We start from the raw sequence: 14,528 nt of genomic DNA on the forward strand, positions 1-14,528 counted from the left end.
TCAGCGGCCTAGGTCACTCAGGAAACGCCGCGTGTATTGCAGCGCGCTGGTGCCCGACACCGAGTTGCAGGTGGGCGAGGCGTAGCCGCTGTTGTTGCCGTTGGCGCACGGGGTATCGCGGTCCAGCGACCAGAAGTGCACGCCGGCCAGCTTGTTGGTCGCCGCGTAGGCCGTCACTTCGTCGATATCCTGCAGCGTGAAGGTTTCGCTGGACACGTCGTTGACCCCGATCATGGGTGTCAGCTCGATCTTCGTCAGCGGGATGCCGTAGGTGTGCTGAAGGTTCTTGGCCGCCTGGATGGCCGAAAGGCCCATGTCGCAGCTGCCGCCGCTCACCACGCAGATGGCCGGGCCGGCGGCGCCGTAATCCATGGTCATGAGGTTGATGGTGTAGTGCTGCAGGCCCGAGGCCAGCACGGCACGGACCACGGTATCGCCGGTGTTGTTCAGGCCGCCGTAGCTGCCGTCGGAGGCGGCCAGCGTAGCCAGCGTGAACGAGAAACGCAGGTTGGGGTACAGGCCCTCGGCGTATTTGGCATTGGCGATCAGCGCACTGAGTTGCGCCGGGGTCTGCCCCGCCTCGATGTCGAAGTCGATGCCGACCAGGTGCGAGGACTGGTAGGTCTGGATGAACTTGGCCATGCCCGCGCTGCTGCCGCAGGTGAACGTGCCGGCCTGTCCGCCGGTGGAGACGACGTAGTTCACCCCGGCGCTGTTCAGGCGAGCGATGTTCGCGCTGGCAAACGCCGCGGCGGGCACGCCGCCCCAGTTCTCGCTGCCGCATTCGCCGGTGGCGAAGGCAAGGGTGATCGCCCCCAGGTTGGGAACCTGCGTGGACACCAGGCTGCCGCTGCCGACCACGGGAATACGTGTGCCGGTGACCAGCGTCGACATGATGTTGGTGTTCCAGTCGAGGTTGATCGTGATGTCCTTGTAGGGACTGAACAGCAGGCTGCCCGCGGCCGGGGGTGGGTTGCTCGGCGGCGGGTCGGTGGGCGGCGGGTTGGTCGGTGGCGTGCTGCCGCCACCGCTGCATGACCCCTGGGAGGTCCACGGCTGGCCGGACCCCGCCGCGCCGCTGTGGGTGGCCGGATCGTCGCCCTGGGTCCACCAGTTGGCGACGTAGTTCGAGCCGTTTTCGCTGGCCGTGTTGCCGCCGTTGTAGACCGTACCCGCCTGCCAGGCGGCGGCGCATGCGGTGGCGGCATGCGCGGATTGCAAGGGAACGACGGGGGAAAGGGCAAATGCGATGGCGAGGCCGAGGCTGCCGGTACAGCCGCCCAGGGCCGTGCGCGAACGCAGGAGTGATGACGTAAGGAACATGGAGCGCCTCCAGATCGATGGTGTTGCCAAAGGAAGGGGCGCACCAGCCCGCGGCACCGTGCCGTAGCCTTCGTCCCCCGACCGCGTCCCTGCGCGACAGGCCCAACCGCGGTTGGGCAACTCCGGTCTAGTCCGGAATGACAACGTTGTCTATCCGCTTTTTCACAAATCGCAGTCGTGTGGACGCGGGGTGGGTCCGAGGGGATTGCCGCGATGCACGGCATTTTTACGGTGCAATCGTTGCGGGGAGGTATGGCGTTCGTGCTGCGCCGCGCCAGCGTCGGCACGGGCTGTCATGTCGGTAGTTGGCTCGTTATGACAACGACGGTCAATCGAACGTGGGGCGTGCGCCCGCGTGCCGTGCGGTCACTTGCCGAAAAACCGCTTTAGGCCGGTGGCGTGACCACGAGCGTCGGTGCATCGACCGGTATCCGGCGCAACTTCAGGGCGCGTGTGGTGGCGGCGACCAGGGCGGGCGCGGTATCCGCGTCCACGAGGGTGCGCAGGATGTCGCGAAGCAGGCGCAGGTCCTGGCGAGCGCCAATGGCATCGGACAGCAGGGACATATCCTTCGCGAGTGCCTTTTCCCGATCGGCGTGATGGGGCGCCGGCAGGCCAGCAGCCTTGCGTGCCTTGCGCACCAGCTCGAGCTGCATGCGCAGGCGGCGGGCACGGCGGCGCCAACGGTGGAGGTTGGCCACCGAGGCGGACTTACGCATGCGCTTGCGTGCCTTTGCCACGCGTCGTTCGGAGTGCGCCAGCGCGTGGTCGATCTCTTCCGTGGTCATCGCCTGCCACGGAAGCGCATGCACCTGGCGGGCCAACATCCGGACCTCGCTGCGGCGGCGTTCGAAGCCAGGGTCCTTGGTCAACGCGGCGGTCAGACGGCCTTCGCAGCGCAGCGTCAGCAGGTCGATGGCACGGCCCCAGGATTCGGGACCGGCTCCTGCACAGGCCTCTACATCGACCGCCAGGGAGCCGGCCAGCGACGTCGCGGTTTCCACGGCCACATGGGCGTCGCGCAAGGGCGACAATCCGACGGCGAGACGGTCGATCGCCTTTTCCAGCGACGGCAGTGCATCGGCGAATGTCGTGGTACCCAGCCGCAGCAGGCTCTTCAGTCGCCGCAGGGATTTGCGGGCCTCATGGATGCCGCGATGGCGGTGCTGCGTGTCGCCCAGCGCACGCAACGCGCGGCGGCATTCGCGGGACGCGGCGTCGGCGAGGGTCGTGGCAAGCGGGGAGGGCGTTTGCATGGGCGCATTCATACCACGGCCGGGGGCCTTCACATGCTGCCGCCCGTGTTGACACGGTTGTGTCATGTGCCGTTGCTACCTCTGGGAGCCCACGACCGGAGGCGCGCCATGAACAGCACCGTCCTGACCGAACACGCCGCGGGGTCGCCCCAGACACGCCTGATCAGCCTTGGCGTCTTCGCCGTGGTACTGGTCGCCGCGGCGATCTATGTCGGCGTCCAGCTCGGCCATGACCTGCATGTGGCGCCCACCAGTCCCGTGTTCGAATACGTGCTGCTCGGCGTGGCGCTGACCATCGCCCTGGCCTTCGAGTTCGTCAACGGTTTCCACGACACCGCCAACGCGGTAGCCACCGTGATCTACACGCGATCGCTGCCCGCCAGTTTCGCCGTGGTGTGGTCCGGCAGCTGGAACTTCGTCGGCGTGCTCGTCTCCAGCGGCGCCGTGGCGTATGCGGTGCTGCAACTGCTGCCCATCGGCCTGGTGTTGAACGTGGGTACGTCGACCGGTTTTGCGATGGTGTTTGCGCTGTTGCTGGCAGCGATCGTATGGAACCTGGGCACGTGGTACCTCGGCCTGCCGTCGTCCAGTTCGCACACACTGATCGGCTCGATCATCGGCGTCGGCCTCATGAACCAGATGATGAACGCGGGCAATGCCAATGCCGCCGTCGACTGGAGCCAGGCGCTCAGCGTCGGCAAGGCGCTGCTGTTTTCACCGTTGATCGGCTTCGGCCTGGCCTTCGCCCTGCTGATGCTGCTGAAGACGTTCGTCAAGGCCCCGGAGCTTTACGCCGAACCCCACGGCGACAAGCCACCGCCGTTCTGGGTGCGCTGCCTGCTCATCCTTACCTGCACCGGTGTGTCGTTCGCGCACGGCTCCAACGATGGCCAGAAGGGCATGGGCCTGATCATGCTGATCCTGATCGGCACGGTGCCGGGCGCGTATGCCCTGAACAAGGCGGTGACCCAGGGCGAGACGCAAAGCTTCGCCTCGGTGGCCCACCACGCGAGCGAAACCTTCGCCCGGTACGCGGTCGGCGCGGCACCGGTGGCGTCACCGCGCGGCGAGATCGAGCGCTACATCCAGTCGCGTCAGGCCACGCCGGCGACGATGGCGGCGCTGGTCAGCCTTTCCGACGCGATCGGTGCGCAGGTGGCTCATCGCCCGACGCTGGCCGACGTGCCGCAGCACGAGGTCAACAACGTGCGCAACGACATGTATCTCACATCCGAAGCGCTGCGCCTCATGGAGAAGGACAAGAAGCCGGCGTTCACGGCGGACGACAGCGCCGTGCTCGGCAACTACCACGCGCTGCTGGACAAGGCCACCAAGTTCATCCCCACATGGGTGAAGGTGGCCGTGGCGATCGCGCTGGGCCTGGGCACCATGGTCGGCTGGCGACGCATCGTCCGCACGGTGGGCGAGCGCATCGGCAAACAGCACCTGACCTATGCGCAGGGCGCGTCGGCCGAGGTGGTCGCGATGCTCACCATCGGTGCGGCGGATCGCTTCGGCCTGCCGGTGAGCACCACCCACGTGCTGTCGTCGGGTGTGGCGGGTTCGATGGTCGCCAACGGTTCGGGCCTGCAATGGTCGACCGTGCGCAGCATGCTGATGGCCTGGGTGCTGACCCTGCCGGTGTCGATCGTGCTGGCCGCGAGCCTGTTCTGGCTGCTGCGCCACGTGTTCTGAACGCGGCCGGGGCGCCGTCAGGTCAGGATTCCGGCGATGCCTTCTTGCGTGGCTTGCGCGGTTTGGGCTCCGCGCTGGCGATCAGCGACTGCAGGTAGGCGATGCCTTCCTCGGGCGGAAACCAGGCCACCACGTCTGCCACGCTGAGCGTGTAACGCAACCGCAGGGCCTCGAACTCGGCGCGTGCGGGTGCCAGTGGATCGACCTTCGGCGGACGCCCACGGCGCTTGGGCGGCGCCGCAGGCTCGGGAGCCGGCGGCGGCGTAACGACAGCAGGGGTGTCGGCCGACGGCTTTTTCGATTGCCGTTCCAGCGCCGCCAGTTCCTCCTGGAATTGCTTGAAATCGTACTTTCCGGACCAGTTCATGCTCATGCTTTGATCGTGGGTCGAATCATTATCGCACGCCGGCCCCTCGCTTCCCCGTCATCAGGCGGCGCGGAAGGTGACGACCAGCACATCGCGATGGGAGGCTTTCGAGGCGTCCAGCGGCGTGACGGGCGTGACGCCGTGGAAGACGCGGGGATCGTGGATGAGGGCGGCATCGAGCGGACGGGTGAGGGTGAATTCGCCCAGCGGGCGCCCGTCCGGCGTATGGATGGTGGTGGTGCCGCTGGCGATGTTTTCACGATCGACCAGTAGCACCAGCACGTAGTCCACACCGTCCCGGTGGCTGCCCTCGGGCGTGGGCTCGCCGGCCACGCCGGCAGTGGCCTCGATGCGGAACTGGTGAACCTCGACGTGCCAGGTTTCCACGGTGGGCGAGAGGCCGCCGAAGATGTCGCGGCAGAAGTCGAGGATCGCGCTCATCGTGGCACCGCCGGCGATCTCGGGCAGCACCGGAGCGAACCACCGCGCGATGTCGCCTTGCAACGTGTTGTAGGCCAGGGTCTGGAAATGCGCCTGATGCGGACGCGGCTCGACATGGCCGAACCGGGAGGCGGCGAACACGGCATGGCGACGACGGCGGAACCGGCCGGTGGCGGCCAGGTAGGTATCGGGCTCCAGTGCGTTCCAGCTCGCAGCGAAGGTGTCCCAGTCGGCCAGGGGCGCGATGTGCGACACCAGGCCGCGCATCGCATCGCCCTGCACGAAGGCGAAACCTTCGTCGCGCACCTGGTCGTGGAGGGTCGATTCGGAAACGGCGAGGGGAGCGTTCATGGCGTCAGTATACGGCCGGCACTCCACGCTGCGCTGCGGCAAACGGCCTCGCCGGACCGTTGCGCTCAGGGCACGCGCAACGGCTGCGGCTTGTCCAGCGCGACCAGCAAAGGACCATCGCGGTCGTAGACATCGGGCTTGTAGCTCAGCTTGCCGTCGTCGGCGATGTCCACCGTCCAGTAGGCCAGCAGCACCGGAACCGCGGTGGGCAGGGTCACGTTCTGCGTTTTCTTCGAGGCCAGGCGCTCGTCGATGGCCTGCCGGCTGAACTTCTCCGGATCGTTGAACAGCAGTTCGACCAGCTCCAGCGGGTGCTCGACGCGTATGCAGCCGGAACTGGTATCGCGCTTGGCCTTGGCGAAAAGCTCCTGGTGCGGGGTGTCGTGCAGGTAGACCGCGAAGGAATTGGGGAAGCGGATCACCACCTGGCCCAGCGAATTGCCCGGGCCGGCATCCTGGCGCAGCGTGATGCCGCGGGGGTTCTTCCAGTCGACGCTGGCGGGCGACACGGTGTTGCCGGCGCTGTCGAGCACGCGGATGCGGTTGTTCGCCAGGTAGGCCGGATTGCTGCGGACCTTGGGGAGCATGTCGTTCTTGAGGATGGTGGGGGGCACCGTCCAGGTCGGGTTGAAAGTGACGTAGGTGATCTGCGAGCGGAAGATCGGGGTGCTGCGGTAGGGCTTGCCGACCTGTACGCGCGATTTCCATACCGGGTTGCCGTCGCGGTAGAAGGTGATCTTGTAGCCCGCCACGTCGACCACCACGAACGTGCCCTGCAGGGAATGCAGGAGCCAGCGCGCCCGTTCGAGGTTGGCCCGCACCTGGCCGATCCGGTCCTGGACGGGGACGTTCAGCGCCGCCAGCGTGCCGGCACCCACGCTGCCGTCGGCGTCGAGGTACTGGTCGGCCTGGAAGCGTTTGACCGCGTCGGCCAGCGGGTTATCGAAATGGTGCCCGTGCGCGAGGGTCGGGTCGAGGTAGCCGCCGGCGACCATCCGGGCCCGCAGCGTTTCCACGCGGACATCCTTCATGCCGGGCTTGAGCGTCGGACCCTCCGGGACGATCGGCCAGCCACCCTGCGCCGCCGTGGTGCGGAGCTGGGCGAGTGCATCGCGGAGTTTCGCGTAGAGCGGGTTCTGCGGTCGGGCCATGGCGAAGGCCTGGTCGACGCTGCGTTCATCGATGGCGGTCTGCAGCATCGACATGCCCTGCTGGGGATCGATCGCCGCGGCGTCGAAGTTCCAGGTGGGGTCGAGCCGGACCGGATCGACCTTGCCGCGGGCCAGCTGCACCAGTGCGGTGATGTAGGCGCCCGTGGCGGCGATCTCGAAATCCGCCTTCTGCTGCGGCGAGGCGTTGGCCCGGTCGGGGGCGTCGGCCAGGGCCTTCAGTTCGGCAAGGTGGTAATCCTCGGGCAGCAGGCCGTCGGCCTCGACGGAGGACAGGCCTGCCAGCAGCTGGTGGACGTTGGCATCGTCGGACCAGGCCGGCGTATAGCGACGCTGCATGTAGAAGTCGGTCAGGGCCTTGCCCAGGGCCGCGTCCTGGCGCGGCAGCATGCCGCCCTGCAGGGGCGCCATCTGCTGCAGGCGCGCGTAGATGGCCTGGGCGAGCGGATCGTCCAGTGCCGGCGGGGCAGGAACGGAAGCCGTGGTAGCAGGATCGGGCGCGATGATCGGTGGCGGTGAAGCAGCCGACGCCGCCGTGGTCGGGGCCGTCTGCGCACTGGCCCCGGCAGCGATCGTGGCGGTGAGAAGCGCCCATGCGAACGCATGGCGCCTTGCTTCCATAGTCATTATCTATCGCTTCCTGAATTCGCTAGCAGAACATCTAAGCCTTTCACATATATGAATGGCACGGATGTGACGACTTTGTGGTCAATAAATGATCAGCGCGTTAGCATGCCCCGTCGCACTCCATCCGGCTGGCCGCATGATTCGATCGTTTCGCTCGTACCTCGCCTGTGTTCCCCTGCTTGGCGCCCTGTGTCTGTTCGTGACGCCCGCCCGGGCGACCGACTCGCTGGGTGAGGCGCTGTCCCGGCTGGCGCCGTCGGCTGACCCGCGGGTGATCGACCTGGCCGTGAAAGCCTCCGAATGCGCGCAGACCCAGGGTGGGGTGCCCTCGGACCGGTTGGCGGTGATCGATTACTCCCGGCCGTCGTCGCAGCCGCGCCTGTGGGTGTTCGACACGGTCAAGCGCAAACTGCTGTTCCAGGAACTGGTAGCACACGGCAAGAACAGTGGGGACGCCAACGCCACCCGATTCTCCAACGCGCCGGAAAGTCTGGCTTCCAGCATCGGCCTCTTCCGTACGTCGGATACCTACATGGGCAAGAACGGGTATTCCCTACGGATGACCGGCCTGGAGCAGGGCGTGAACGACCAGGCCCTGGCCCGCGCGATCGTGATCCACGGCGCCGCCTACGTGAACGAGGCGATGGCGAAGGTGGCCGGTCGCATCGGACGCAGCTGGGGTTGCCCCGCCGTGCGTACCGCCGTTGCGCACAAGCTCATCGACGCCCTGAAGGGTGGCCAGATGGTGTTCTCCTACTACCCGGATCGCCGCTGGCTGGCATCGTCACAGTACCTCAAGTGCACGGGCGGACAGCTGGCGAAGGCGGAAGCAAATACCGCCACCCGCGCCGGAATCTGATCCTCGGCCCCGGCTCGCGCTAGAATTCCCGGACCCTTACCGTGGAATCGAGCATGAAATACGTTCTTGCGATCGCTGCCTGTGTCGTCCTGGCCGGCTGCGCCACCAGCGGCATGACCGATACCCTGCCCAAGCTCAGCAGCAAGACGAGCAAGAGCGTCACGGCCTACGTGCAGTGCGTGGAGCCCAAGTGGCAGGCACTGGCCAAGGACGCCAAGGGCAACGCCAAGGACGACGAAGGCCGCGTGACCGCCAACGCCGACGGCAAGCACGAGCGCCTCGACGTGACCGCCAACGGCAGCGGCGCCCAGGTCGTCATGTACGAAATCCAGAAGGCCAAGAGCGGCGACTACGACAGCCGCTTCCGCGACGAAGCCATCGCCTGCCTCGGCGATTCGTCGTCCCCGGCATCGGTCTCGCCAGCACCGGCCCCGACACCGGCCGCCGCACCGTCGACGCCGTTGTCGCCGTCCACGCCGCCGTCGATGCCTTCGCCCACGCCTTCGTCAACCCCGTAGGAGCGGACGATGTCCGCGAACCGTCACGGCATCTACCGCGACTGAAGCCATGCACGGCATCCTGCCGGCGTTTCCGTGCCCCCCCCCGAGAATATGCGGGGGCGGCACCTCGGTCCGAAACGTGATTGCCGTCGCACTTCACCCGACGCATCGGCGCGACCATGCCGCGACAGGGCGCACGGGTCGTCGAAGGGAGGGTGCATGGAGTCGGTTCGTTATCGGCGCACACGCGGGCTGCAGGCCGAATATCTGGTGGAATACGATCCCGACGGTTATCGCATCAGCCGCGATGGCCGGTTGCGTCGGGCCAAGCCGCTCGGTGCGGCCTGTCAGGCGATGGGGCGGCGCGAACGCAAGCGCGCCGCGCGCCAGTTCGCCATCGACGACATCGAAAAACTCATCGGCATGGAAGAGTAGCGATCAGGCGACGGGGCGGGCGCTTCGCGCTCGCTCGACGGCTTCCAGCAACTGGGCCCGATCGAACGGTTTCTCCAGGAACACGGCGGTGCGCGGGAACGGCGCCAGATCCTGCGGAAGCCGACTGGAAATGACCACGATGGCCGTCGAGGGGCGCTCGCGCAACGTGGCCTGCAGGATCACGCTGCCGCGCCGTTCGCCGGGGGTGTCCGCATGGATGACCAGCAGGGCGAGGTCGTCCATGGCGTTGAACGCCGCCTTGGCCTCCCGGTAGGTCATGACCCCACGGGCGTCGAACCCCGCATCCGACAGGACCATCGCCACCGTCTCGGCGACCATGGCGGCGCGATCGTAGACGAGGGCGGGGGGACTGGCGAAGTCGTTCATGGCGCGATTCTATCGCTGCGCGCGCCGCTTTGGCAGAGCGATCTTACGTGGAGGCGGGTGGCCACGCCGCGTTGATCGCCTTCATCCTGGCCATCAGCTCGCGAATTTCCTCATTGCGGTCCGCGATGCGCTTCTCCTCAGCCGCCTTCTGTGCCGCGAAATCCTCGTTGGTGCCTTGAACGGCCTCGTTGACCAGCCGGCAGGTTTCCTCGGCGGACGCGGCCCGCGTGTGAAAACCCAGGCGATCGGCCAGGATTTCCATGCGCAGGCCCGGATGGGTCTGCTCCAGCGCACGGGCCCTGACCAGGAAGAACTGCTGCCAGTCACGGTCCGGTGCTCCTGAAAGCACGGCCTCGACCCGGGGGATGTCCGGCCGGTCGAACTGCTCCGTATCGTCCACCGCTTCGAAGGTGTCGATGTCGATCCAGTCTCTGCTGGCCATGGGGAGGTTCTCGTCGGGAGTGGGGCGCGATTGTTCGGTGTATCGTGTGCACGGTTCGTCAGCGGCGGGCGCCCTTTCACCGGTCGTCCACGGTGCCCGGCCAATGCTCTTCACATTCCTTACCGAGGCTGATCCCATGCGCTATCTGGTTCTTGCCGGCCTTGCCGGTACCGTCCTGCTTGCCGGTTGTGCCACCCAGAACGAACGCCATGTCGGCATCCACGACGTGCCGTCCAGCACGGTGCTGGGTAACCAGGCCCCTTCGGACGGTGACGCCACGCTGAGCATCGTGCGCAGCCAGGGCCTGTGGGGTGCGGGCTGTTCGAGCGCCATCTACCTCGACGACAAGATGGTCGCGGACATGGAGATCGGCGAGCAGCTGGTGCTGCGTGTACCCTCGGGCACGCGCAAGCTCGGCGTGATGCCCCATGGCGCGTGTTCCGCCGACCGTATGGACGTCGATGCCACGGTGGGTCAGGGCGAATCGCGCACCTTCGCCATCCCCGCCAGCGGCCTGGGCCTGACGACGCAGGCGCCGCCCAAGGCCTGAGGCCTTGCCAAGGCCATCGCGGTAGCGCAAGAATCAGGTGTCGCCGCGACATCGGCCCAGGGGGGATTGTTTCGTGCATCGACGGCTCGTGGGCAAGTATTCCGTGGAAGTCCGCACCCTTCGTGCGCCGTCGGGCGTATGGAAGTCGGCTTATATCGTCGAACTGGCCGTGCATGCCGGTCCGCGCGACTTCGTCATGATTACCCTTCTGGACGAGTTCGTGGACGAGCGCCAGGCCGTGGATACTGCCATGGAGCGGGGCGCTCGCCATGCGCTATGGCTTGACGAGTCCCTCGCCGTCGCCGACGTGACTGCCGCGCCGACCCAGCCATAACGCGCTCGCGACGACCCACCGACTAGCTTCGCCGCCATGGGCCACCGGCCCCTTGAGGCGGAGCCAGTACCTTGCAGCAGACCACCCTGTACGTTCCGTTCAACGCGTCCACCCGCAGTCCCTGGATCTTGCGGCGCAACGCCGAACTCGTGGGCCAGTACGCCACGCGTGAGGAGGCACTGCGCCACGCGGTCAGCCTGACGGCCACGCTGCGCGCGCAATCCGGCCACGTGGTCGATATCAAGGTGGAGGACGAAGCCGGCCACTGGTCGGCGGCAAAGACGGGCGAGGCCAAGGAGGCCGGCGTCCCCGACTGAGTCGGTGACGCCCAGTCTCAGGATGTGAGATAGCCACGCGGGATAAAAGGGGCCCTCCTTTCCGGATGCGCCCATGGCCGCCTACCTCCAAGCCCGCCGCCACGACGAAGCGGATGCCGTACTGGCCAAGAGCCTGGACGGCCGGACCCTGGCCAGCCGCCTGACGGACAAATACGGCGATCGCGTGGCCACGGCGTTCACCGTGTTCGGCCGCGAGGGTACGCTGGTGCCGTTGCCACCCGACCTTCCCGAGGGCGTAGCTCGGGCGTTGGCGTCGCGTGGCATCGAGCAGCTCTACAGCCACCAGCAGGAGGCCTGGGACGCCGCCCGGGCGGGGCGTCACGTGCTGGTGGCCACGCCCACGGCCTCCGGCAAGACGCTCTGCTACACCTTGCCCGTTGTGTCTTCCGTGCTGGAAGCCGGCGCGAAGGCGCTCTACCTGTTCCCGACCAAGGCGCTGGCCCAGGACCAGGTGGCGGAACTGCTCGAACTCAACCGCGCGGGCGACCTTGGCGTCAAGGCGTTCACCTTCGATGGCGACACCCCGGGCGATGCGCGCCAGGCCATCCGGCTGCACGGCGATGTGGTGGTCAGCAATCCCGACATGCTGCACCAGGCCATCCTGCCGCATCACACCAAGTGGGCGCAGTTCTTCGAAAACCTCCGCTATGTGGTGATCGACGAGATCCACACCTACCGCGGTGTGTTCGGCTCGCACCTGGCCAACGTGCTCCGTCGCCTGAAGCGGATCTGCGCGTTCTACGGCGTCACGCCCCAGTTCGTGCTTTGCTCGGCGACCATCGGCAACGCCACCGAGCATGCCCAGGCGCTGATCGAGGACGACGTCGTCACGATCGCCGCCAGCGGTGCGCCCAGCGGCGACAAGCACGTGTTGCTGTGGAATCCGCCGGTGGTCAACCCCGACCTCGGCCTGCGCGCATCCGCGCGCTCGCAGACCAACCTGATCGCCCGCGTGGCGATCAAGGCCGGCATGAAAACCCTGGTGTTCGCGCAGTCGCGCCTGATGGTCGAGGTGCTCACCAAGTACCTCAAGGACGTGTTCGACCACGACACGCGGAAGCCGGCGCGCATCCGCGCCTATCGCGGCGGTTACCTGCCCACGGAACGGCGCGAGGTGGAACGCGCGATGCGGGCAGGCGACGTGGATGGCATCGTGTCCACCTCGGCGCTGGAACTGGGCGTCGACATCGGCAGCCTGGATGCGGTGGTGCTCAACGGCTATCCCGGTTCCATCGCGGCCACGTGGCAACGTTTCGGCCGTGCGGGACGACGCCAGCAGCCTTCGCTGGGGGTGCTGGTGGCCACCAGTGCGCCACTGGACCAGTACCTGATGCGCCATCCGTCCTTCCTCACCGAAGCCACCCCCGAGCACGCGCGCATCCAGCCCGACCAGCCGCTTATCCTCCTCGACCACATCCGTTGCGCCGCCTTCGAGCTGCCGTTCCTCACCGGAGACACCTTCGGCCCGGACGACGCGGAGCCGTTCCTGCAGGTGCTGGCCGAGTCCGAGGTGCTGCATCGCGAGGGCGATCGCTGGGAGTGGATTGCCGACAGTTACCCCGCCAACGCCGTGAGCCTGCGCTCGGTCGCCGACGGCAACTTCGTCGTGGTCGACCGTACGGAAGGCCGGCAAACCATCCTTGCGGAGGTGGATTATTCCGCGGCGGCGCTGACCCTCTACGAAGGTGCCATCCACATGATCCAGTCGGTGCCCTACCAGGTCGAAAAACTCGACTGGGAAGGACGCAAGGCCTATTGCACGCGCACCCGGGTCGATTACTACACCGACGCCATCGACTACACCAAGCTGAAAGAACTGGAGTGCTTCGACGGCACGAACGCGGGGCAGGGCGGTGCGCGGCACGGCGAGGTGCACGTGGTGCGCCGGGTGTCCGGCTACAAGAAGATCCGCTACTACACGCACGAGAACATCGGCTATGGCCCGGTCAACCTGCCCGACCAGGAACTGCACTCCACCGCCGTGTGGTGGCAATTGCCGCAGACGGTGCTGGACGAGGCGTTCCGCTCGCGACAACACGCGCTGGATGGCTTCCTCGGGGCGGCCTATGCACTGCACACCTCCGCCATCGTCGCCGTGATGGCCGAGCCGCGCGACCTGCAGAAGGCGGTGGGCTCCGGCGACGGTGGCTGGTCCGCCCAGGTGGACGCCGGTGGGCGCGGGCAGATCCACGCCCCTGACGGCGGCATCGCCCTGCCGGATGCCCTGGAGCGTTTCCTGCCCACGGTGTATCTCTACGACAACTTCCCTGGTGGCGTGGGCCTGAGCGAGCCGCTGTTCCGCCGTGCGCCGGAACTGCTTCGCCATGCGCTGGCCACGATCGAGGGCTGCGAGTGCAAGGCGGGTTGTCCTGCCTGCGTCGGCCCGGTGCTGGCTGCGGACGAGGCGCGCGCGGAGCATACGCCGCGGGCACTGGCCGGGCGCGTGCTGCGCCTGCTTGGGGCGGATGCGTGAGCGACCTGGCCGCGCGCCTGCGGGCGCTCCGCCAGCAAGCGGGCATTCGTGACGGCGTGCCGCCCACGCATTCGCCGGGCAGCGATGCCCGGCGCGTCCGTTCCGCGACATCGGCCACGGAAGCCGTGCCGGCGGCGTCCCGGCCGTCCGTCGACCTTGCCGCCCTGCGCCGCATGGCCGGCGTACGCGAGCGCATCGCCCAGCCGCGAGCCCCACTGCGCTCGTACACGCGCGAGGTGCCCGGCGACGAACTCTCGCCGGGCCTGCGTTACCTCGAACAACGCTTCGGTGGGTACGAGCCGCCCGATACCTACGACCTCGCTTTCGCCCGGCTGGACGGCGCATCGAAGGAACACCTGCTGCACTTCGATACCGAGACCACGGGCCTGGCCGGAGGCACCGGCACCCGCGCCTTCATGATCGGCGCCGCGGATTGGTACGAGGACCGCCTGCGTGTGCGCCAGCTGTACATCACGGCCCTGTCCGCGGAAACGGCGATGCTGAAAACCTTCGCCACATGGATCGGTCGGGACACGGTGCTGGTCAGCTATAACGGCAAGTCGTACGACGCGCCGTTGCTCGCCACGCGGTATCGCCTTGCGCGCCTGGCCAATCCGCTCGCCGGCCTGCGCCATGTCGACCTGTTGCATCCCATGCGCCGGCGCTACCGCCTCGACTGGGAAAACTGCAAGATGCAGACGGCGGAACGTCGCCTGCTGAGCATCGTGCGCGAAGACGACCTGCCTGGCTCGGAGGCGCCGCGCGCCTGGCTGACCTACCTGCGCGGCGGCGCGTCCACCAACCTCGTTCGTGTGGCCGAGCACAACCTGCAGGACGTGCGCAGCCTCAGCGGACTGCTCGTTCAAGCGCATGGATGGGCGGCGCGGGATGCCCTGGCGGTTTCGCCGGCCGATGACGAAAAATAGACGCCGGCCCGCGCAGGCTGGCCACGCGACTACCCACGCGGCGCGGAGTTGTTCC

At 67.4% G+C, this 14,528-nt stretch carries 16 protein-coding genes; 9 read left to right on the top strand and 7 right to left on the bottom strand.

The window, feature by feature from the left end; all coding sequences use genetic code 11:
• Entirely contained in the window at nucleotides 1-1,323 is a 1,323-nt protein-coding gene (locus tag QRN34_RS11835; RefSeq protein WP_285404668.1) for a carbohydrate-binding protein, read from the bottom strand.
• A gap of 386 nt (nucleotides 1,324-1,709) precedes the next feature.
• Nucleotides 1,710-2,579 (bottom strand): CHAD domain-containing protein, encoded by an 870-nt coding sequence (locus QRN34_RS11840; protein WP_285404669.1) that lies wholly within the window; start codon nucleotides 2,577-2,579, stop codon nucleotides 1,710-1,712.
• Nucleotides 2,580-2,687: 108 nt separating this feature from the next.
• On the opposite strand from QRN34_RS11840, the gene QRN34_RS11845 reads away from it, so the two are divergent.
• Nucleotides 2,688-4,274, top strand: a complete 1,587-nt coding sequence (locus QRN34_RS11845) for an inorganic phosphate transporter (RefSeq protein WP_285404670.1) — start codon at nucleotides 2,688-2,690, stop codon at nucleotides 4,272-4,274.
• Nucleotides 4,275-4,296: 22 nt separating this feature from the next.
• Here QRN34_RS11845 and QRN34_RS11850 read toward each other — a convergent pair whose 3' ends face one another.
• The 3 genes from QRN34_RS11850 to QRN34_RS11860 form a co-directional block, all read right to left on the bottom strand.
• Nucleotides 4,297-4,647, bottom strand: coding sequence for a 2-hydroxyacyl-CoA dehydratase (locus QRN34_RS11850; protein ID WP_285404671.1), 351 nt, complete (start codon nucleotides 4,645-4,647; stop codon nucleotides 4,297-4,299).
• 54 nt (nucleotides 4,648-4,701) lie between these two features.
• Nucleotides 4,702-5,433 (bottom strand): 2OG-Fe dioxygenase family protein, encoded by a 732-nt coding sequence (locus QRN34_RS11855; RefSeq protein ID WP_285404672.1) that lies wholly within the window; start codon nucleotides 5,431-5,433, stop codon nucleotides 4,702-4,704.
• A gap of 65 nt (nucleotides 5,434-5,498) precedes the next feature.
• On the bottom strand, nucleotides 5,499-7,229 hold the full coding sequence (locus tag QRN34_RS11860; protein WP_285404673.1) for a L,D-transpeptidase family protein: 1,731 nt from the start codon (nucleotides 7,227-7,229) through the stop codon (nucleotides 5,499-5,501).
• Between the two features lie 136 nt (nucleotides 7,230-7,365).
• Between QRN34_RS11860 and QRN34_RS11865 the strand changes: the two genes are divergently transcribed.
• The 3 genes from QRN34_RS11865 (at nucleotide 7,366) to QRN34_RS11875 (ending at nucleotide 9,023) form a co-directional block, all read left to right on the top strand.
• Nucleotides 7,366-8,088, top strand: coding sequence for a murein L,D-transpeptidase catalytic domain family protein (locus QRN34_RS11865; protein WP_285404674.1), 723 nt, complete (start codon nucleotides 7,366-7,368; stop codon nucleotides 8,086-8,088).
• A 53-nt stretch (nucleotides 8,089-8,141) separates the two neighbouring features.
• Entirely contained in the window at nucleotides 8,142-8,606 is a 465-nt protein-coding gene (locus QRN34_RS11870; protein ID WP_285404675.1) for a hypothetical protein, read from the top strand.
• Between the two features lie 201 nt (nucleotides 8,607-8,807).
• The gene (locus QRN34_RS11875) at nucleotides 8,808-9,023 is read left to right on the top strand and encodes a hypothetical protein (protein WP_036141637.1); all 216 of its coding nucleotides are present in this window, start codon (nucleotides 8,808-8,810) and stop codon (nucleotides 9,021-9,023) included.
• 3 nt (nucleotides 9,024-9,026) lie between these two features.
• Here QRN34_RS11875 and QRN34_RS11880 read toward each other — a convergent pair whose 3' ends face one another.
• Entirely contained in the window at nucleotides 9,027-9,410 is a 384-nt protein-coding gene (locus QRN34_RS11880) for a hypothetical protein (protein WP_285404676.1), read from the bottom strand.
• Nucleotides 9,411-9,453: 43 nt separating this feature from the next.
• Nucleotides 9,454-9,852 (bottom strand): hypothetical protein, encoded by a 399-nt coding sequence (locus QRN34_RS11885; RefSeq protein ID WP_036141633.1) that lies wholly within the window; start codon nucleotides 9,850-9,852, stop codon nucleotides 9,454-9,456.
• A gap of 136 nt (nucleotides 9,853-9,988) precedes the next feature.
• Here QRN34_RS11885 and QRN34_RS11890 point away from each other — a divergent pair, with 136 nt between their 5' ends.
• The 5 genes from QRN34_RS11890 to QRN34_RS11910 all read left to right on the top strand — a co-directional run bounded on the left by QRN34_RS11890 (nucleotide 9,989) and on the right by QRN34_RS11910 (nucleotide 14,473).
• Nucleotides 9,989-10,402, top strand: a complete 414-nt coding sequence (locus QRN34_RS11890) for a hypothetical protein (RefSeq protein ID WP_285404677.1) — start codon at nucleotides 9,989-9,991, stop codon at nucleotides 10,400-10,402.
• A gap of 73 nt (nucleotides 10,403-10,475) precedes the next feature.
• On the top strand, nucleotides 10,476-10,736 hold the full coding sequence (locus QRN34_RS11895) for a hypothetical protein (RefSeq protein WP_285404678.1): 261 nt from the start codon (nucleotides 10,476-10,478) through the stop codon (nucleotides 10,734-10,736).
• Nucleotides 10,737-10,807: 71 nt separating this feature from the next.
• Nucleotides 10,808-11,053, top strand: a complete 246-nt coding sequence (locus QRN34_RS11900; RefSeq protein WP_285404679.1) for a hypothetical protein — start codon at nucleotides 10,808-10,810, stop codon at nucleotides 11,051-11,053.
• Between the two features lie 73 nt (nucleotides 11,054-11,126).
• Nucleotides 11,127-13,547: a DEAD/DEAH box helicase gene (locus QRN34_RS11905; protein WP_285404680.1), complete on the top strand. Its 2,421-nt coding sequence runs from the start codon at nucleotides 11,127-11,129 to the stop codon at nucleotides 13,545-13,547.
• Nucleotides 13,544-14,473, top strand: coding sequence for a ribonuclease H-like domain-containing protein (locus QRN34_RS11910; protein WP_285404681.1), 930 nt, complete (start codon nucleotides 13,544-13,546; stop codon nucleotides 14,471-14,473). Before QRN34_RS11905 ends, QRN34_RS11910 begins: the two co-directional genes overlap by 4 nt.
• Nucleotides 14,474-14,528: the final 55 nt, after the last annotated feature.

It is taken from the genome of Luteibacter sp. ME-Dv--P-043b (assembly GCF_030209605.1).
In the GTDB taxonomy this organism is placed as follows: domain Bacteria; phylum Pseudomonadota; class Gammaproteobacteria; order Xanthomonadales; family Rhodanobacteraceae; genus Luteibacter.

Excerpts from the sequence above, each read along its gene's own strand:
- QRN34_RS11890 (WP_285404677.1), top strand. The coding sequence starts at position 9,989 with ATGCGCTATCTGGTTCTTGCCGGCCTTGCCGGTACCGTCCTGCTTGCC.
- QRN34_RS11870 (WP_285404675.1), top strand. The coding sequence starts at position 8,142 with ATGAAATACGTTCTTGCGATCGCTGCCTGTGTCGTCCTGGCCGGCTGC.
- QRN34_RS11865 (WP_285404674.1), top strand. The coding sequence starts at position 7,366 with ATGATTCGATCGTTTCGCTCGTACCTCGCCTGTGTTCCCCTGCTTGGC.
- QRN34_RS11835 (WP_285404668.1), bottom strand. The coding sequence starts at position 1,323 with ATGTTCCTTACGTCATCACTCCTGCGTTCGCGCACGGCCCTGGGCGGC.
- QRN34_RS11880 (WP_285404676.1), bottom strand. The coding sequence starts at position 9,410 with ATGAACGACTTCGCCAGTCCCCCCGCCCTCGTCTACGATCGCGCCGCC.
- QRN34_RS11840 (WP_285404669.1), bottom strand. The coding sequence starts at position 2,579 with ATGCAAACGCCCTCCCCGCTTGCCACGACCCTCGCCGACGCCGCGTCC.
- QRN34_RS11875 (WP_036141637.1), top strand. The coding sequence starts at position 8,808 with ATGGAGTCGGTTCGTTATCGGCGCACACGCGGGCTGCAGGCCGAATAT.
- QRN34_RS11905 (WP_285404680.1), top strand. The coding sequence starts at position 11,127 with ATGGCCGCCTACCTCCAAGCCCGCCGCCACGACGAAGCGGATGCCGTA.
- QRN34_RS11860 (WP_285404673.1), bottom strand. The coding sequence starts at position 7,229 with ATGACTATGGAAGCAAGGCGCCATGCGTTCGCATGGGCGCTTCTCACC.
- QRN34_RS11850 (WP_285404671.1), bottom strand. The coding sequence starts at position 4,647 with ATGAGCATGAACTGGTCCGGAAAGTACGATTTCAAGCAATTCCAGGAG.
- QRN34_RS11845 (WP_285404670.1), top strand. The coding sequence starts at position 2,688 with ATGAACAGCACCGTCCTGACCGAACACGCCGCGGGGTCGCCCCAGACA.
- QRN34_RS11885 (WP_036141633.1), bottom strand. The coding sequence starts at position 9,852 with ATGGCCAGCAGAGACTGGATCGACATCGACACCTTCGAAGCGGTGGAC.
- QRN34_RS11855 (WP_285404672.1), bottom strand. The coding sequence starts at position 5,433 with ATGAACGCTCCCCTCGCCGTTTCCGAATCGACCCTCCACGACCAGGTG.